The following is a 17664-nucleotide window of genomic DNA, read 5'->3' on the forward strand; positions in this document are numbered from 1 at the left end:
CTACCTTGCGTAGGCTTTTCGGGAGCCGTCCTCGAAGACCTCGTCGTCGCGCTCCAGCTTTCCGTCTTCGTCCCAGCTGCGTTCGCGCGTCACGCGGCCCTTGTCGTCGTAGCTCGACTCCGCGCGCAGCTTGCCGCTGTCGTTGAAGCGCTGGTGCAGGCCGATCGGGACCTGGCGGAAGCGGCTCACGACGGCGAAGCGCCCCAGCGCGGCGCGCTCGCCGTTGTCGTGGAACTCGGTGACCTCGACCGTGCGCGCCTCGGTGCCTTCGCCGTAGACCGCCTTGCTGCGCGGCTGGCCGTTGAGGTAGTAGCTCTCGTCCGACAGAGGTTCGCCGGCGGCGCTCCAGCGCTGGTCGCGCACGAGCAGGCCCTTCTCGGAGAACTCCTGCTCGCGCCGCTTGATCGCGCCGCGCTCGAGCAGCAGGTAGACGATCTCCCGGCGCTTGACGCCCTCGGACGACCAGCGCCGCTCGAGGCGCTGAGTGCCGCTGATCTCGTCCTGCATCGAGGGCTTGCCGTTGTCGTAGAGCTCCTCGCTGCGCACCCGCTTGCCGGCCAGGTAGGCGAGCCGCGTGCGCAGGGTGCCCTTGCCGTCGAACAGCTCGACCTGCGAGGGAGTGCTGCCGACGAAGCCGCACAGCCGCGCATCGTCGGCCGCCGGCGCCAAGAGGGGCTTGTCGCCGCAGCGCAGGCCGGACAGCTGGCCGCGCTCGGTGAACTCGGCGTAAGCGCGCTCGCCGGGCTCGGCGTAGAAGGTGGCGCGGCGCAACTGCCCGTTGGGATGAAAGCTGCGCGTGAGGCCGGTCTCGTGGCCGTCGTCGTACACCGCCTCGCGCAGCAGCCGGCCGGTGGCCGGCAGGAACTCGCGCGCGGGGCCTTCCATGTTGCCGCGGGCGTTCACGCTGTGCTCCTTCAGCAGCTTGCCCTTTTCGTAGTGGCGCACCAAGCCCATGAAGACGCCGTTCTGGAGCTGCTGCTCGCGCACCAGCTCGCCGCTGTCGCGGTCCGTGCAGCGCATCAGGCCGGTCTTGCCGGCCGTGGTGTTGCCGTTGGCCGGATTCACGCTCTGGCCGTTGAGCTCGCAGTCCTGCACCGCCTGCGCGCCCAGCGGCAACAGGGCGAGCAGCGCGGCTGCGAGAGCGGCCGGACGCGGGAACATGGGCGACATGGATTCAGGTGGCGTAGACGGTGTCCAGCGAGCGGAAGCCCTTGACTTCGATGGGGTTGCCGAACGGGTCGCAGAAGAACATCGTCCATTGCTCGCCCGGCTGGCCTTCGAAGCGCACCTGCGGCTTCAGCACGAACTCGGTGCCGGCCGCTTCCAGTCGCGCGGCCAGGGCCTGCCAGTCGGGCAGCTCCAGGATCAGGCCCAGATGAGGCATCGGCACCATGACGTCGCCCACATGGCCGGTGCGCGCGGTGGCGAAGGGCTCGCCCAGGTGCAGCGAGATCTGGTGGCCGAAAAAGTCGAAATCGACCCAGGTGTCGGTGCTGCGGCCTTCGGCACAACCGAGGCGGTTGCCGTAGAAGCGCCTTGCCTCGTCGAGGTCGCGGACGTTGAAGGCGAGGTGAAATATGCTGCGCATGCGAAGAGCATAGCGGCGTGGCCGCCGTCCCGAAACCTGTGGATACAAACACCATGAGCGCGCCTCCCGACACCCCCGATCCGATCACCCAACTCCTGCACGCCGACCGCCGATTCGGCGCCGAGCAGGGCGGTGTCCACATGGCCGTGAACCCCTCGGTGCAGTATGGCTATGAGCGGGTGGAGGACCTGATCGGCGTGTTCCAGGGTCGTCTGAAGAACCGCTTCAACTACGCGCGCCAGGGCACGCCGACCACGGCCGCGCTGGAGTCGAAGATCACGGCATTGGAGGAGGGCGTGGGCACAGTGTGCTTCGCGACCGGCATGGCAGCGGTGTCGGCGGTGTTTCTGACCCTGCTGCGCGCGGGCGACCACCTGGTGGCGAGCCGCCACCTCTTCGGCAACACCCACAGCGTGCTCGGCACCTTGCAGGGCCTGGGCATCGAGGTGAGCCTCGTCGACGCCGCCTCGGCCGATGCGGTGGCCGCCGTGCTGCGGCCCGGCACGCGCATGGTCTTCGTCGAAACCATCGCGAACCCGGGCACGCAGGTGCCGGACCTGCCGGGCATCGGCCGGGTCTGCGCCGAGCGCGGGCTGGTCTACGTGGTGGACAACACCATCAGCTCGCCCGCACTGTTCCGGCCCCGGACGGTGGGCGCCAGCCTGTCGCTGAACTCCCTGACCAAGACCATCGCCGGCCACGGCAATGCGCTCGGCGGTGCGGTGACCGACACCGGTCTTTTCGACTGGCAGGCCTGTCCCAACATCTTCGAGGGCTATCGCCAGGGCGACGCGAAGCAGTGGGGCCTGACGCAGCTGCGCAAGAAGGGCCTGCGCGACCTGGGCGGCACCCTCAGCGCGGACCATGCCCACCGCATCGCCGTGGGCGCCGAGACCCTGGCGCTGCGGGTGGCGCAGACCAGCGCGACCGCGCTGGCGCTGGCCCGCTTCCTGGAAGCCCACCCGGCCGTGGCGCGCGTGTACTACCCGATGCTCGAATCGCATCCGCAGCATGCGATGGCGCGCACACTGTTCGGCGCGGGTGCCTGGCTGCTGTCCTTCGAGCTGCGCGATGCGGCGGCCTGCATCCCGGTCATCAATCGGCTGCAGATCCCCGTCAAGGCCACGGGCATGGGGGACACGCGCACCCTGATCATTCCGGTCGCTCCCACGATCTTCTGGGAAGCCGGGCCGGACAAGCGCGCCGAGATGGGCATTGCGGAAGGATTGATCCGCGTCTCGGTCGGCCTGGAGCGCGAGAGCGAGCTCATCGCCGATTTCGCGGCGGCGCTGGACGGCTGAGTGGAGCCCTGCGCCACGCCGCCTGGACGAACTCGACTCGGGCCGGGTCGGCGCCCAGGCCAACGAACCGACGCAGGCCTGGGCGGGCTGAGGCCGCGCCAAGCCGCCGAGACCTCATCTCCCCGATAATCGCCACCCCATGTCCTGCCTGCGCCACGCCCACCACCTCGGCCGCCTCGTGCTGCTGTGGTTCGCGCTGTCGCTGGGCGCGGCGATCGCCTCGCCGATCGTGCATCCGCAGACGCTGGAGCTGGTGTGCTCCAGCGCCGGCGCCGTCAAGGCGGTGGTCCAGACCGAGGACGGGGCGAAGGAACTGGGCGCCACCCACATGGACTGCCCGCTGTGCCTGCTGACCGGCGCGCCGCCGCCGAAGCGGGTCGCGACGCTGGCGCATCCCCTCCCGCTGGGCCACGCGGTCCGGCCCATCCCGGCCGCGCGCATTGCCGCAGCCACCGCGGCCCCGCTGCCCGCCCGCGGGCCGCCCGCGCTCTGAGGTTGCCGTCGATCTCGTAGCGAGCCTGCGCCCCTTCCGGCGCGTGCTTGCGGATCTCCTTGCAATGCACCGGCGCTCCGAGGCGCCGAGGAGCGCTTTCCATGAACAAGAAAACCGTGCTGTCGCTCGCCGTGGGCGCAGCTTTCCCATGGCTGGCCGGGCCCGGGCTCGCCCAGACCCCTTCGGCCGCTGTCGACGAGCAGGCGCCCGAGCGCATCAAGTCGCTCGGCGTGGTGACCGTCACCGGGGGCCAGCCGACCTCGCTGCCCGCGCAGATTCCCACCACCATCGAAGGCGTGACGCGCGAGGAGATCGAAACCCGCGTCAACGCCACCGACAGCGAGGACGCGCTCAAGTACCTGCCCAGCCTCCTGGTGCGCAAGCGCTACATCGGCGACTACAACCACGCCATCCTGTCGACCCGCGCCTCGGGCACCGGCAACAGCGCGCGCTCGGCGGTCTATGCGGACGGCATCCTGTTGTCCAACTACCTGGGCAACGGCATTGCCAACGGCACGAACTACGCGCCGCGCTGGGGCCTGGTCACGCCCGAAGAGATCGAGCGCGTGGACGTGATGTACGGTCCCTTCTCCGCCGCCTACCCCGGCAACTCGGCCGGCGCGGTGGTCGACTATGTGACGCGCATGCCGACGAAGCTCGAAGCGCATGTGAAGGCCGGCTACTTCTCGCAGCCTTTCGCTCTGTACGGCACGCACAAGACCTTCGACGGCTGGCAGAGCAGCGCCTCGCTGGGCAGCAGGAGCGGCGACTGGTCGTGGTGGATCGACATCAACCGCACCGACAGCCGCGGGCAGCCGTTGACCTTCACCACCGCCACCGTCGCCTCGGGCGCGCCGGGCCGCGGCGGCCCACCGGTCTTCGGCGCGGTGCCGGGCCTGAACACCACCAATACCCCGTGGTACATCCTGGGCACCGGCACGGCGTACCACACGGTGCAGGACCATGCCAAGCTCAAGCTGGCCTACGACTTCTCGCCCACCGTGCGTGCCACCTACACACTGGGCTGGTGGCAGAACAGCTCGGAGGGCCGGCCCGAGAGCTATCTGGTCAATGCTGCCGGCCAGCCCGTCTACAGCGGGCCGGTCAACATCGGCGGGCGCAGCCATACGCTGGCACCCACCGCCTTTCCCCTGACCAGCGACCGCCAGACGCACTACATGCACGGCCTCTCCGTCAAGAGCAACACGCGGGGCGAGTGGGACTGGGAGGTGGCGGCCAGCCTGTACGACTACGCCAAGGACCAGCAGCGCGCGCCCACGGTCGCGCTGCCCCTGGCTGCCGTCGGCGGCGCCGGCACGCTGCAGGACCAGGACGGCACCGGCTGGAACACGCTGGCCGCCAAAGGCACCTGGCGGCCGCAGGGCATGGGCGGCGCGCACATCGTCGACTTCGGCATCGGCCGCGATGCATACCAGCTCGCCATCGCAAGGAACAACGTGCTGGTCAGCTGGCTGGACGGGCCGGTCCTGCCCCAGGCCTTGGTCAGCCATGTGGGCGGCCGCGCGCAGACGCAGAGCGCCTGGGTGCAGGACAGCTGGGGCTTCTCGCCGCGATGGAAGGCCGTGCTGGGCCTGCGCTACGAGCACTGGCAGGCCAAGGACGGCTTCACCGCCACGGCAGGCAGCTCGCAGGTCTACGCCGCGCGCAGCGAATCGGACCTGTCGCCCAAGGCCGCGCTCGCCTGGCAAATGTCCAAGGACACGGTGCTCAAGGCCTCGGTGGGTCGCGCGGTGCGCTACCCGACCGTGGGCGAGCTCTACGGCGCGACTTCGGGCGGGGCGCTGTCCTTCATCAACGACCCGAACCTGAAGCCGGAGAAATCGTGGACCGGCGAGCTCTCGGCCGAGAAGGACCTGGGCAATGGCCTGGCGCGCGCCACGCTGTTCCACGAGACCACCCAGGATGCGCTCTACAACCAGCTCATCGCCAACTCGACCGTTTCGCGCGTGCAGAACATCGACAAGGTGCGCACCACCGGCCTGGAGCTGGCCTACACCGGGCAGGACGTCTTCATCAAAGGGCTGGAGCTCGGCAGCAGCCTCACTTACGCCGATTCGAAGGTCGTGGCCAACGCCGCCTTTCCGGCGAGCGTGGGCAAGCGGCAGCCGCGCGTGCCGCGCTGGCGCTCCACCGTCTACGCCACCTACAAGCCCGATGCGCGCTGGGCCTTCACCGTGGCGGCGCGCTACAGCGGCCGCCAGTACTCGAACCTGGACAACAGCGACGTCAACGCCGATGCCTACTTCGGCGCCAGCAGGTACTTCACGGTCGACCTGCGGGTCGTCTATCGCATCGACAAGCGCTGGTCGGCCGCCTTCGGCATCGACAACGCCAACAACGAGCAGTATTGGAATTTCCACCCCTACCCCCAGCGCACCTACAGCGCTGAACTCCGCTTCGACCTTTGATTCACACTTGCCCAATAGGAGCCATGCCATGAACGACAAGCCATTCTTTTTTCGCCGGGGCCTCGCCGCCGTTTTTCTGCTCGCGGGGGCTGCCGGCGCGCTGGCCCAGGCGCCCTTGCCGGGTGCTGCCGCCGTCGATGTGCGCGATGCGTGGGTCCGCGCCTCGGTGCCCGGCCAGAGCGGCACCGGCGCCTTCATGAAGCTCAAAGCACCCGCGGACGCGCGACTGGTCGGCGCGTCCACGCCCGTGGCCGGCGTCGCCGAGGTCCACGAGATGAAGATGGAAGGCGACACCATGCGCATGCGTGCGGTGGAGGGCGGGCTCGCGCTGCCGGCCCGGCAGACCGTCGAGCTCAAGCCCGGCGGTTATCACCTGATGCTCATGGACCTGAAGCAGCCCCTGGCCAGGGACAGCACCGTGCCGCTGACGCTGCGTTTCGAGGACGCCAAGGGGCAGAAGAGCACGCTCGACCTGAAGGTGCCGGTGCTGGCCGGACCCGTCGCGCCCGCGAGCGGCGCGCACAAGCACTGAGAGGCCCCAGGGCCCTGCGCATGGAGTAAGCTGCCCGGACACAAAAACCCCCTCGCAGGAGACCGCCCCATGAGCGACGCCAAGCCCTTCGCCTTCAGCCAGTTCGTTCCGGGATTCGACTTTCTCCAGAGTCTTGCGAGCGGCGCGTCGGGCGGCGGGAACAGCGCCGTGCCGGGCATGCCGAGCCTGTCGAGCTGGGTTGCGCCGACGCTCAGCGTCGAGGAGGTCGACAAGCGCATCCAGGAGCTCAAGACCGTGCAGTACTGGCTGGAGCAGAACGGTCATGCGCTCAAGGCCACCATCCAGGCGCTGGAGGTGCAGAAGATGACGCTGTCCACCCTGCGCGGCATGAACCTGCGCATGGAAGATCTGGCGAACGCCTTCACGCGGTCGGCCGCGACGCCGCCGGCCCCGGCCGCCTCGGCGGCACCCGCACCTCGCGCGCAGGCGCCCGAGCCTGAACCCGAACCCGAACCGGAAGAAGCCGCCGAACCGGAAGAAGCCGCCGAGCCGGAGGAGGCGGTCGAAGTGCCGGCGCCCAAGCGCGCCGCCAAGGCCAAGCGATCCAACGGCCCCGCCGCGCCGGAGGCCGCGAATGCCGGCGTGGTGGACCCGCTTCAGTGGTGGGGGGCGCTCACGCAGCAGTTCCAGCAGATCGCCAGTTCGGCCCTGAAGGACGCCTCGCAGATGAAGGTGCCCGCCGCGGGCCAGCCGCTGGCGGAGGCGGTCGGCCAGGCCACGGGCGCGGCCGCGCGCACGCCGGCACGCAAGACGGCGACTGCCGCGAAGAAAGCGCCGGCCGCGGCCAAGAAGACGACGAGCGCCAAGCGAACGCGCCAGCGCTGATTTCCAACCACGTTGCCGGGGAGTCCGAGTCCATGAAGCTGTTTCCCACGGGCCACGCCACCCATCCCCAATGGCGCATGGCAGCCGGGCTGGTGCTCGCGCAACTCCGGGCGCAGATGGCGCTGCCGGACTATGCGCACTCGCCCACGCTCGGCCTGCTCTACATCACGGATCACTATGGGACCGAGGCACAGGAGATCCTGGATCACCTGGGTGCCGAGCTGCCCGAGATCACCGACTGGTCGGGCACCGTCGCTGTCGGCATCTCGGCCAACAACGCCGAGTACATCGACGAGCCGGCGCTGTCCGTCATGCTGTGCATGCTTCCGAGCGACCAGTACCGCGTGTTCTCGGGCGTGGCGCCGCTGGCCGGCTCGGAGATGAGCGGCTTCGCGGCTCACACGGCGCTGGTGCATGCCGACCCTGGCACGCCGGACCTCACCGAGCTGGTGGCCGAGATGGCCGGGCGCACAGATACCGGCTACCTCTTCGGCGGCCTGTCCTCGGGCCGGGGCGACGCCCTGCAGTTCGCCATCGGCGGCAACGGCAACATCCGCGGCCATGGCGCCGCGGGCGGCGTGTTCTCGGGAGGGCTGTCCGGGGTGGTCTTCGGTGAGGGCGTTCGCCTGGTGTCGCGCGTCACCCAGGGCTGCCAGCCGGTGTCGCGCGAGCGCGAGATTACCGAGGCCGAGGGCAACCTGCTGCTCAGGCTAGACGGCGAGCCGGCGCTGGACGTGCTGCTGGCCGAGCTGCGCGTCTCGCTGGAAGCACCGCAGGAAGCGATCGAGGCGGTGCGCGGCACTTTGGTGGGCCTGGTCGACGCGGGCAGCGACGGCATCCGGCGCACCGGCGACCTGGGCGCCGACGTGCTGGTGCGCCACATCATCGGTCTCGATCCCACGCGCCGCGGCATCGCGATCGCCGATGTGGCCGAGGCCGGCATGCGCATGAGCTTCGTGCGCCGCAACGCACAGGCGGCGCGCGCCGACCTGATGCGCATCTGCGCCGAGATCCGCGAGGAGCTGGAGCCGCAGGAGCAGACGCTCGCCACCGCGCGTGCGGTGGCGGCCGGCGAGGCCGAGGCCGCGCCCCATCCGGCGCGCCGCATCGCGGGCGCGGTGTACGTGAGCTGCTCGGGGCGCGGTGGCCCGCACTTCGGTGCGCCCGGCGCCGAGTTGCAGATCGTGCGCCATGCCCTGGGCGATGTGCCGCTGGTCGGCTTCTTCGCCGCGGGGGAGATCGCGCGGCACCACCTGTATGGCTATACCGGCGTGCTGACGGTGTTTGCAGCGAACGACTAGCGCAGAAAGCGCTCGGCCAGGAGCACCCAGTAGGCCGCGCCGATCGCCACGTTGCCGTCGTTGAAGTCGTAGCCGGGGTTGTGCACCATGCAGGCGCCGTGGCTGTCGCCTTCGCCGTTGCCGATCAGCAGGTAGCTGCCGGGCACGCGTTCCAGCATGAAGGCGAAGTCCTCGCTGCCGGGCAGCGCCGGGCCCTGCAGCGTGACCCGCTCGGGGCCCAGCAGTTCCAGCGCCACCTCGCGCGCGAAGGCGGTTTCTTCCGGCGTGTTGACCAGCACGGCATAGCCGGGCCGCCAGTCGATGCGCGCCTGCACGCCGAAGCTCTCGGCCTGTGCCGCGATCAGCGCCTTGATGCGCTGCTCGAGCCTGACGCGGACCTCGCGGTCGAGCGCGCGCACGCTGAGCTCCAGCGTGGCGCCCTGCGGGATCACGTTGTTGGCCTTGCCGGCGTGGATGGCGCCCACCGTCACCACCGCCATCTGCAGAGGGTCGATGTTGCGAGACACGATGGTCTGCAGCGCCAGCACGATGCTCGCCGCCGCCACGATCGGGTCGGCCGTGCGATGCGGCATTGCGCCGTGGCCGCCGACGCCCGTGAGCGTGACGGTCGCGTAGTCGGAGGAGGCCATCGCCGGCCCGTCGCGCAGCGCCAGCCGGCCCTGCGGCAAGCCGGGCATGTTGTGCATCGCGAAGATGGCATCGCAGGGGTATTTGTCGAACAGCCCCTGCTCCATCATGCGCAAGGCGCCGCCGCCGCCCTCCTCGGCCGGCTGGAAGATCAGGTTCAGCGTGCCGGAAAAGCGCCCGCGCTCGGCCAGGTGGTGCGCGGCGGCGAGCAGCATCGCGGTGTGGCCGTCATGGCCGCAGGCATGCATCACGCCGGCGTGGCTGCTCGCGTAGGCGAGGCCGGTGCTTTCGTCGATGGGCAGGGCGTCCATGTCGGCGCGCAGGCCCAGGCGGCGTTCGCCGTCGCCGCGCACCAGCCGTCCGACCACGCCGGTGCCGCCGAGGCCGCGTTCGACCTGGTAGCCCCAGGCTTCGAGCCGCTCGGCGACCAGCGCGGAGGTGCGGTGCTCGTCGAAGCCGAGCTCGGGATGGCGGTGGATGTCGCGGCGGATGTCGATGAAGGCATCGGCCCGCGCGTGCAGGTCTTCGAGGAGCGTGCTCATGATTCGGCTTACTGCGGTTGCAGGTGGATGGACTTGGCGATATCCCGGTAGCGCGCGGTCTCGGCCTCGAAGAACTTGGTCGATTCGGCCAGCGACATCGGTGGCGACGCGACCTGAGTCTGGGCCGCGAGCTGCGTGCGCACCGCAGGGTCCTTCAGGGTCGCGCCGATGGCCTTGTGCAGTTTCTGCACGACGTCCTCCGGCGTGTTCTTCGGCACCATGAAGCCGCTCCAGATCTTGTAGCTCAAGTTCTTCAGCTCCTTGCCTTCGCTCGCGGTGGGCACGTTCTTCAGCAGCTCGGAGCGCTGGGTGCCCAGCTGCCCGATGACCTTGAGCCGGCCCTGCTCGGCCAGCGCGCCCATGGCCGCGCTGTAGACCAGCACGGCGAAGTCGACCTGCCCGCCGCCGAGGTCCTGCAGCAGCGGCGCATTGCCCTTGTAGGGTGCGTGCATCAGCTTGATGCCGGCATCCTGCTGCACCTTCTCCAGGATCAGGTGGTAGAGCGAGCCGACGCCCACGCTGCCGTAGGAGAGCGGCTGGTCGGTCGATTTGCGGGCCAGCGCGATCAGCTCGTCCACGCTGTTGGCCGGCAGGTCCTTGCGGGCGACGAACACCATCACCGCATCGGCCACCGGATGCACCAGGCGAAAGTCCTCGGTCTTGAGCTTCACGGCCGCATTGGCCAGCGGCGAGAGGATCACCTCGTTGGCAGAGCCCTGGAAGATGTAGTGGCCATCGGGCGGCGCCGCCAGCACCTTCTGTGCCGCCATCGCACCGCTGACGCCGCCGAGGTTCTCGACCAGCACCTGCTGGCCCAGCTCCTTGCCCAACGGGGTGGCAAAGATGCGCGCCAAGGCATCGGACGGCCCGCCGGCAGGATACGGGACCATCAGGGTGACCGGCTTGGCGGGGTAGCTCTGGGCGAAGGCCGCGCCCACGGCCAGCAACAGGCCACAGGCGAGGAGATGCGAACGCTGGAAGAACGATGTCATCGGTGGAACTCCGGGTGGGGCGCCGGCGCGATTGCCGGATGCGGACGAATGCTAGGAGCGGGTACTGTTGACGTCCAATGCATTGTTGGCTGCATTAGCATGAGTTCAATGCAGCTCTTCGCAGGCCTTCGCCATGACGCTGGTCCAACTCAGGCATCTGATCTCGCTGGCCCACACAGGCTCCTTCAGCAAGTCCGCGCAGGCCTTGCATCTGACCCAGCCGGCCCTGAGCCGCAGCATCCGTGCGCTGGAGGATGAGCTCGGCATGCCACTGTTCGACCGCGTGGGCCGCAGCAACGAGCTCACCGCCTTCGGCCGCGAGGTGCTGGAGCGCTCGCGCCACCTGGTCTCCGAGGCCGACGAGCTGCGCGACAGCGGCCGGCGGCTGCGTGAAGGGGAGGGCGGCACGGTGCGCATCGGCATGGGCTCCGGCCCGGGCGCGATGCTGATGACGCCCTTCCTGATGCACATGGCGAAGCATCACCCGAGGATGCGCGTGGCGGTGGCGCGCGGCGGCACAGATTTGCTCGTGCAGTCGCTGCGCGAGCGCAGCCTCGATGCGCTGGTGGTCGATGCGCGCTCGCTGGAGCCGGCGCCCGATCTCGAACTCGGCCTGGTGCGCGAGATGCGCGGTACCTTCCTGTGCCGCCGCGGCCATCCGCTCGCGCGGCTGCGTTCCGTGGCTTTCGAGGCGGTGCAGCGCTACCCGATCGCCTCCACGCCGCTGAGCGACGAGGTGGCGCGCACCCTGGTCGAGGCCTACGGCCCGCAGGCGCATCCCGCGCACTGCGTGACCCTGCAATGCGAGGAGGTCCCCAGCCTGGTGGAGGTGGTGCGCCAGAGCGATGCGGTGCTGCTGGCCATCCGCGCGGCGGCGCCCGGCCTGGTCGAGCTGAAGATGGATCCGCCGATGGATGGCGTGGCGCGCTTCGGCCTCGTCACCCTGCGCCGGCGCACCGAGGCGCCGGCGCTGGCCATCCTGCGCGCGCTGATGCAGGCGCTGATGCGCGACTGAGCCTCAGGCGCCGGCAAAAGCGAAGTCGACCTCGGGCTTCAGCCCGCTCACGATGCGCGCGATCGATCTCCCCGAGCCGCAGGCGTGGGTCCAGCCCAGCGTGCCGTGGCCGGTGTTGAGGAACAGGTTGGGCAGGCGCGTGCGGCCGATCAGCGGCACATTGCTGGGCGTGGCGGGACGCAGGCCCGTCCAGAACTGCGCGCGCGACGTGTCGCCGGCACCGGGGAAGAGCGCTTCCACGCGCCGCACGATGGCCTCGCAGCGCACGCGATTGAGGTCGCGGTCGTAGCCGTTGAGCTCGGCCGTGCCCGCGATGCGCAGCCGGTCGCCGCTTTCCGAGGTGTAGCGCGAGAAAACCAGCTTGTACTCGTCGTCGGTCAGCGAGACCTGGTGTGCCTTCGTGGCGTCCTTCACCGGCAGCGTGACCGAGTAGCCCTTGGCCGGGTAGATCGGCAGCCGGATGCCCAGCGGCGCGGCGTAGAGCGGCGACAGCGAACCCATCGCCAGCACGACGGCATCGCCGCGGATGCGCTGGAAGCGGCCCTCGCTGTCGGTGGCCTCCACGTGGTCGATGCGCCCGCCCGCCTCACGCAGTGCGGTGACGGTGTGGCTCATGAGGAACTGCACGCCGTCGGCCGCGGCCAGCGCGACCAGCTCGCGCGCGAAGCGGTTCGCATCGCCCGACTCGTCCTCGGCCGTGTAGGTGGCGCCGGCCAGCTGGGGCCGGATGTGGGCCAGCGCCGGCTCGATGCGCACCGCCTCGTCGGCCGAGACCACGCGGCGCTCGCAGCCGAGGGCCCGCATCTGCTCGGCCGGCTTGAGCGCGCCGTCGAACTCCTTCTGCGTGGTGTAGAAGTGCAGGATGCCTTGGGTGCGCTGCTCGTACTGCAGTCCCTTGTCGCGGCGCAGCTGCTGCAGCAGATCCCGGCTGTAAGTGCCCAGGCGCACGATCTGCTCGATGTTGCGGCGGGTGCGCGCCGGCGTGCATTCGCGCAGGAAGGCCAGGCCCCAGAGCCACTGGCGCAGGTCGCCGCGCAGGCGGAAGAGCAGCGGCGCATCTTCCTTGCCCAGCCATTGCAGCAGCTTGAGCGGTGCGCCGGGATTGGCCCAGGGCTCGGCATGGCTCACCGAGATCTGGCCGCCGTTGGCGAAGCTGGTTTCGGCGGCCGGCTTGGCCTGCCGGTCGATCACGGTCACTTCGTGGCCGAGTTGGCGGAGGTAATAGGCCGAGGTGACGCCGAGCAGGCCGGCGCCGAGAACGATCACGCGCATTGCAGGAACCTTTCAGGTTGCAACGCTCGGACGCGACGAAAGCAATGGAAGCTCGTGAAAAAGAAAAAAGCAACCGGCGCACGCGTCCGAGTTGCCGCTCCCCCTGTCCTCGGTACCTGAGAGATTCATCCGCTGCGCCCGCAGCGGACTTGCTCCTTCGGTGCGTCGCGTGGCGCGACGGCTCTCCAGACGGCTTTGACAGTTGGTGCAGTACAGGCTCGTGGTTGCGAGCCGACCTGAGCGTTTATGGGAGTTTGCGCCTTCGGTGGGGCCGCCTCGCAGCGGCCCGCTCTCCTGCAGTGGGGCGGATTGTAGGCGGCCCGGGCCATGTCACCAAGCGTGGCTGCGGGTGCCCTGCCGCCTCGATCTCGATCGCCTCAGGCCCGGCGAAGTCGGGTGAAGAGCTCGAACTCCCAGTTGCGCATGCCCAGCAGCAGCGTGTAGCCCTCGCGCTCCTTGGGCGAGAGCTTCTGGTCGGTCTGGTGCTGCTGGGCGAAATCCTGGGCCACGCGTTGCAGGCGGTCGAGGAAGGCCGGGGCCAGGCTCTTGCTGATCGAGCCGTGCACCAGCAGCAGGCCCTCGGCCGGCCCGTCGAAGCCGCCGCGGTAGTAGTCCAGCACCACGTTTTCGCGGAAGAAGTCCATCACCGGCCCGTGGGGGCGCCAGCGGAAGGTCTTGGCGAGCTTGAGCCGGTAGCGGTTGAGTGGTCGCAGCTCGATGATGCCGATGCGGTCCAACTGTGCCAGGTAGCCGATGCATTCGGCCTCGCTGATCCGGTAGGCGGCGACGATCTGCTCCAGCGTCCACTGGCTGAGCACGCAGATGGCCAGGAGCAGCAGCTTCTTGTCCTTGACCACCGCCTTTTCCTGCTCGAGCGTCAGCTCCTTGAGCAGCGGCTGTGCATCGGCGACGCGCCGCGCCAGTTCGGCGAAGTCGATTTTCAGCGCCCGGCAGATCGCATCGACCCGCGTGAGCGGCATGTCGCCCTTGGCGAGCATGCGCTTGACGCTGGACTCGGCCATGTCCAGCGACTTGGCGAGGTCCGCATAGGTCATGTGGGCGGTCTTCAGCTCGTTCTTGAGAGCCTGGACGAGGTCGATGGTGGTGCTCATGGATCGGGTATTGGTTTTCGATACCGGCGGGCGTGAAAAAGTACTCCGTATCGATTCTCGATGCTCCTTCGGAGGTTGACAACCTACATTCCGCCGCACCGACCTCTCACCGGGAACCGCCATGCCCCTCACGCTCCTCTCCCCCCGCGAACGTGTTCTGTTCTTCTTCTTCGCCTTGCTTCTGCTGCTGGCAGTCGCCGGGCCATCGCTGCCTTCGCCGGGGACGGGTGGCGCCCCCTTTGCCGATGAGCGCGACTGGTTCGGCCTTCCCCACGCGATGGACGTGCTGAGCAACCTGCCCTTCGCGGCGCTGGGCGTCTGGGGCTTGCGCTGGCTCCACTGGCACGACCAGGCGCACGAGCACGTGCAGGACGCGGTGCCGCTGCACCACGCGGTGGCCCAGCCGCCCGTCAACCTGCTCGACTGCGCCTGGATGTTCTTCGCCGGCCTGGTCATCACGGCCGCCGGCTCGGCCTTCTACCACCTGCAACCCGACGCCCTGCGCCTGGCGGCGGACCGTGCCGGAATGACGGTGGCCTTTGCCGGGCTGATCGGCTGCGCTGTCTGCGAAAGGGTGAGCGCGCGCGCCGGCTGGCCGGCGGCCTGGTTCGTGCTCGGCTCCGGCTTGCTGGCGGTGGCCGTCTGCCAGGAAACGGGCAACGTGATGCCGTGGGCACTGGTCCAGTTCGGCGGCATGCTGCTGGTGCTCGTGCTGGCGCTCGTCCGGCAGCCCGCACCGGGCGCCATCGGCCTGCGGCTGGGCTGGGTGATCTTCTTCTATGCGCTGGCCAAGCTGTTCGAGCTGTCCGACCGTGCCATCTACGAGGCAACGCATCACCTGCTGGCCGGCCACAGCCTCAAGCACCTGACGGCGGCATTGGCGGCGCTGCCCGTGCTTCACGCTCTGCAGGCCATGGGCCGCCAGACGCTGCGGCACAATCCGGGCGCGGCCGCCGTGACGGCCTGAAGGAGCCCGCCAGGGCGATTCGAATGACGACACCCGCCGACGCCTCCGTTGCATCCAGCGCGCCCACGCCGAACGCGCACGCCAACCAGTTCGCCCTGCTCGGGCAGCGGCGCTTCGCACCCTTCTTCTGGACGCAGTTCGCAGGGGCGGCGAACGACAACCTGTTCAAGTTCGCCTTCACGGTGATGGTCACCTACCAGCTGCAACTGAGCTGGATGCCGCCCGCGATGGCGGGGCTGGCGATCGGCGCGCTGTTCATCCTGCCCTTCCTGCTGTTCTCGGCGACGGCCGGGCAGCTCACCGACAAATACGACAAGACGAAGATGATTCGCTTCGTCAAGAATCTCGAGATCGCGATCATGGTGCTGGCCGCCTGGGGCTTCATGCGCGCCGACGCGGTGCTGCTGCTGGCCTGTGTCTTCCTGATGGGGCTGCATTCGACGCTCTTCGGGCCGGTCAAGTTCGCCTACCTGCCGCAGGTGCTCGATGCGCGCGAGCTCACCGGCGGCAACGGCATGGTCGAGATGGGCACCTTCATCGCCATCCTGCTGGGGCAGGTGGCCGGCGGCCTGTTGGTCGCACTTCCGGGCATCGGCCACACGACAGTGGCCGTGGCTTGCCTGCTGCTGGCGCTGGTGGGGCGGGGCGTGGCGCAGGCGATTCCGCGCATTCCGGCGACCGATCCGGGCTTGTTGATCAACTGGAATCCGGTCAGCGAGACCTGGCGCAATCTGCGGCTGGCGCACGGCAACCTGGTGGTGTTCCGCTCCCTGTTGGGCATTTCGTGGATGTGGTTCTTCGGCGCCGTCTTTTTGAGCCAGTTCCCGAGCTTCGCCAAGGAGGTGCTGCACGGCAACGAGCAGGTGGCCTCGCTGCTGCTGGTGGTGTTCTCGATCGGCATCGGCATCGGCTCGCTGCTGTGCGAGACGCTCAGCCGGCGTCAGGTGGAGATCGGCCTGGTACCGCTCGGTGCGATCGGCATGAGCGTGTTCGCCATCGACCTGTACTTCGCATCGCGTGGCCTGTCGGCTGCCAGCGAGATGGGCTTGACCGGTTTCCTGGCCCAGCCGGCCCACTGGCGGGTGATGGCCGACCTGGGCCTGCTGTCGCTCTTCGCCGGACTCTACAGCGTGCCGATGTACGCACTGATCCAGCTGCGCAGCCAGCCCACGCACCGCGCACGCATCATCGCCGCCAACAACATCCTCAATGCCCTCTTCATGATCGCCAGCGCGGTGATCGCAGGCGCGCTGCTCAAGGCCGGCTTCACGATTCCGCAGATCTTCCTCTTCACCGGCATCGCCAACGCGGTGGTTGCCTTCTACATCTTCATGTTGGTGCCGGAGTATCTGCTGCGCTTCTCCGCCTGGCTGCTATCGCACGTGGTCTACCGCTTCGACGTGAAGGGGGAGGAGCACATCCCGGCCGAAGGTGCCGCCGTGCTGGTTTGCAACCATGTGAGCTTCATCGACGCCGTGCTGCTGATGGCCGCCAGCCCGCGGCCGATCCGCTTCATCATGGACCACCGCATCTTCCGCGTGCCGGTGCTCGGCTGGCTGTTTCGCTTGGCCAAGGCCATTCCGATCGCATCCCAAAAGGAAAACCCGACGGCCTATGAGGCGGCTTTCGCCAGTGCCGTGCAGGTGCTGCGCGAGGGCGATCTGCTCGCCATATTCCCCGAGGGCGCCATCACGCGCGACGGCACGCTGCAGCCCTTCAAGGGTGGCGTGATGAAGATCCTCGAACACGCTCGCGCCGAGGGCATCGACGTGCCGGTGATCCCGATGGCGCTGACCAACCTCTGGGGCTCCTATTTCAGCCGCATCGAGGTGCGCGACGGCGAGCGCGTGGCGATGGTGCGTCCCTTTCGGCGCGGCTTCTTCAGTCGGGTCGGGCTCCATGTCGGCAGCGCGATGGCGCGCGCCGAGGTGCAGCCGGAGGTCCTGCAGCGGCGCGTGGGCGGGCTGCTGACCGGCCAGCCGAGCTGATGTTCTTTTTGCCCGACGGCTTCTGGCATTCGATCACCTGGTTCGGTGACAGCGGCTTCCTGCTGCCGGTCGCAGCGTGGATTGCCGTGTGGCTGGGCGTGCGGACGGTCACGCGGCCGATCGCATGGCGTTGGCTCGTGCTGTTCGGTTCGGCGGGTGCTCTGGTGGCGGCTTCCAAGATCGCCTTCATGGGCTGGGGTATCGGCAGCGCGATGCTCAACTTCACCGGCATCAGCGGCCACACCATGCTCTCGGCCAGCGTCTGGCCGGTGGCCTTCTGGCTGGTCGCCGCGCACTGGGAGCCTCGCGTGCGCGCCTCGGCTGCCACATTCGGCTGGGCCTTTGCCGGGCTCATCGGACTGTCGAGGCTGGCGATCTATGCCCATTCCAAATCGGAAGTGGCGGCCGGGTTCGCGCTGGGCGCCGCCGTCAGCGCGCTCTTCCTGTGGCGGCAGTATCACCGGCCGCCACGCCTTCACTGGGTCCTGCTGTTGATCAGCATCGTCTCGCCGCTGCTGTTCCTGCGTCCCGGAACGCCGGCGCCCACGCAGGACGCGCTCGGGCTGCTCGCCGTGCGGCTCGCCGGCACCGAGCGGCCCTTCACGCGCGAAGACCTGTTGCGGCGCCGGCAGCGCATCGGTATCGATTGAAGATACCCG

At 69.1% G+C, this 17664-nt stretch carries 16 protein-coding genes and 2 riboswitches; of the genes, 10 read left to right on the forward strand and 6 right to left on the reverse strand.

Going from position 1 to position 17664, the window contains the following annotated elements; translation table 11 throughout:
• Together AC3A6Y_RS06435 and AC3A6Y_RS06440 are read right to left on the reverse strand one after the other, a co-directional pair.
• Positions 1 to 1161, reverse strand: coding sequence for a toxin-antitoxin system YwqK family antitoxin (locus tag AC3A6Y_RS06435; RefSeq protein WP_487867376.1), 1161 nt, complete (start codon positions 1159 to 1161; stop codon positions 1 to 3).
• A gap of 13 nt (positions 1162 to 1174) precedes the next feature.
• A complete protein-coding gene (locus AC3A6Y_RS06440; protein WP_487867377.1) occupies positions 1175 to 1588 on the reverse strand; it encodes a VOC family protein in 414 nt (137 codons plus the stop codon).
• A gap of 53 nt (positions 1589 to 1641) precedes the next feature.
• On the opposite strand from AC3A6Y_RS06440, the gene AC3A6Y_RS06445 reads away from it, so the two are divergent.
• The 6 genes from AC3A6Y_RS06445 to AC3A6Y_RS06470 all read left to right on the forward strand — a co-directional run bounded on the left by AC3A6Y_RS06445 (position 1642) and on the right by AC3A6Y_RS06470 (position 8490).
• Entirely contained in the window at positions 1642 to 2889 is a 1248-nt protein-coding gene (locus AC3A6Y_RS06445) for a cystathionine gamma-synthase family protein (RefSeq protein ID WP_487867378.1), read from the forward strand.
• A 139-nt stretch (positions 2890 to 3028) separates the two neighbouring features.
• A complete protein-coding gene (locus AC3A6Y_RS06450; protein ID WP_487867379.1) occupies positions 3029 to 3382 on the forward strand; it encodes a DUF2946 family protein in 354 nt (117 codons plus the stop codon).
• 101 nt (positions 3383 to 3483) lie between these two features.
• Positions 3484 to 5811 carry a TonB-dependent receptor gene (locus tag AC3A6Y_RS06455; protein ID WP_487867380.1) on the forward strand — a complete coding sequence of 776 codons (2328 nt, stop codon included), beginning with the start codon at positions 3484 to 3486 and terminating at the stop codon, positions 5809 to 5811.
• Between the two features lie 28 nt (positions 5812 to 5839).
• A complete protein-coding gene (locus tag AC3A6Y_RS06460; RefSeq protein ID WP_487867381.1) occupies positions 5840 to 6343 on the forward strand; it encodes a copper chaperone PCu(A)C in 504 nt (167 codons plus the stop codon).
• Between the two features lie 69 nt (positions 6344 to 6412).
• Positions 6413 to 7189, forward strand: a complete 777-nt coding sequence (locus AC3A6Y_RS06465; RefSeq protein WP_487867382.1) for a PhaM family polyhydroxyalkanoate granule multifunctional regulatory protein — start codon at positions 6413 to 6415, stop codon at positions 7187 to 7189.
• 32 nt (positions 7190 to 7221) lie between these two features.
• A complete protein-coding gene (locus AC3A6Y_RS06470; RefSeq protein ID WP_487867383.1) occupies positions 7222 to 8490 on the forward strand; it encodes an FIST signal transduction protein in 1269 nt (422 codons plus the stop codon).
• On the opposite strand, the gene AC3A6Y_RS06475 is transcribed toward AC3A6Y_RS06470, so the two are convergent.
• Together AC3A6Y_RS06475 and AC3A6Y_RS06480 are read right to left on the reverse strand one after the other, a co-directional pair.
• Positions 8487 to 9659, reverse strand: a complete 1173-nt coding sequence (locus AC3A6Y_RS06475; RefSeq protein WP_487867384.1) for a M20 aminoacylase family protein — start codon at positions 9657 to 9659, stop codon at positions 8487 to 8489. The genes AC3A6Y_RS06470 and AC3A6Y_RS06475 overlap by 4 nt on opposite strands.
• Positions 9660 to 9667: 8 nt before the next feature.
• Positions 9668 to 10651: a tripartite tricarboxylate transporter substrate binding protein gene (locus AC3A6Y_RS06480; RefSeq protein ID WP_487867385.1), complete on the reverse strand. Its 984-nt coding sequence runs from the start codon at positions 10649 to 10651 to the stop codon at positions 9668 to 9670.
• A 133-nt stretch (positions 10652 to 10784) separates the two neighbouring features.
• Between AC3A6Y_RS06480 and AC3A6Y_RS06485 the strand changes: the two genes are divergently transcribed.
• Positions 10785 to 11666, forward strand: coding sequence for a LysR family transcriptional regulator (locus AC3A6Y_RS06485; protein WP_487867386.1), 882 nt, complete (start codon positions 10785 to 10787; stop codon positions 11664 to 11666).
• Between the two features lie 3 nt (positions 11667 to 11669).
• Here the strand turns inward: AC3A6Y_RS06485 and AC3A6Y_RS06490 are convergent, their stop codons facing one another.
• Positions 11670 to 12938, reverse strand: a complete 1269-nt coding sequence (locus AC3A6Y_RS06490; RefSeq protein ID WP_487867387.1) for a D-amino acid dehydrogenase — start codon at positions 12936 to 12938, stop codon at positions 11670 to 11672.
• Positions 12939 to 13031: 93 nt separating this feature from the next.
• Positions 13032 to 13137: riboswitch (glycine riboswitch) on the reverse strand.
• A gap of 4 nt (positions 13138 to 13141) precedes the next feature.
• Positions 13142 to 13245, reverse strand: a riboswitch (glycine riboswitch).
• 70 nt (positions 13246 to 13315) lie between these two features.
• The gene (locus AC3A6Y_RS06495) at positions 13316 to 14050 is read right to left on the reverse strand and encodes a helix-turn-helix domain-containing protein (protein WP_487867388.1); all 735 of its coding nucleotides are present in this window, start codon (positions 14048 to 14050) and stop codon (positions 13316 to 13318) included.
• 121 nt (positions 14051 to 14171) lie between these two features.
• Here AC3A6Y_RS06495 and AC3A6Y_RS06500 point away from each other — a divergent pair, with 121 nt between their 5' ends.
• Genes AC3A6Y_RS06500 through AC3A6Y_RS06510 form a run of 3 tightly spaced genes read left to right on the forward strand, consistent with a single transcriptional unit; the run spans position 14172 to position 17655 of the window.
• Positions 14172 to 15017 carry a hypothetical protein gene (locus AC3A6Y_RS06500; protein ID WP_487867389.1) on the forward strand — a complete coding sequence of 282 codons (846 nt, stop codon included), beginning with the start codon at positions 14172 to 14174 and terminating at the stop codon, positions 15015 to 15017.
• Between the two features lie 23 nt (positions 15018 to 15040).
• A complete protein-coding gene (locus AC3A6Y_RS06505; RefSeq protein WP_487867390.1) occupies positions 15041 to 17005 on the forward strand; it encodes an MFS transporter in 1965 nt (654 codons plus the stop codon).
• Complete coding sequence (locus AC3A6Y_RS06510; RefSeq protein WP_487867391.1) at positions 17005 to 17655, forward strand: phosphatase PAP2 family protein; 651 nt, start codon at positions 17005 to 17007, stop codon at positions 17653 to 17655. Before AC3A6Y_RS06505 ends, AC3A6Y_RS06510 begins: the two co-directional genes overlap by 1 nt.
• Positions 17656 to 17664: the final 9 nt, after the last annotated feature.

The organism is Variovorax sp. Soil_C_17 (assembly GCF_057657265.1).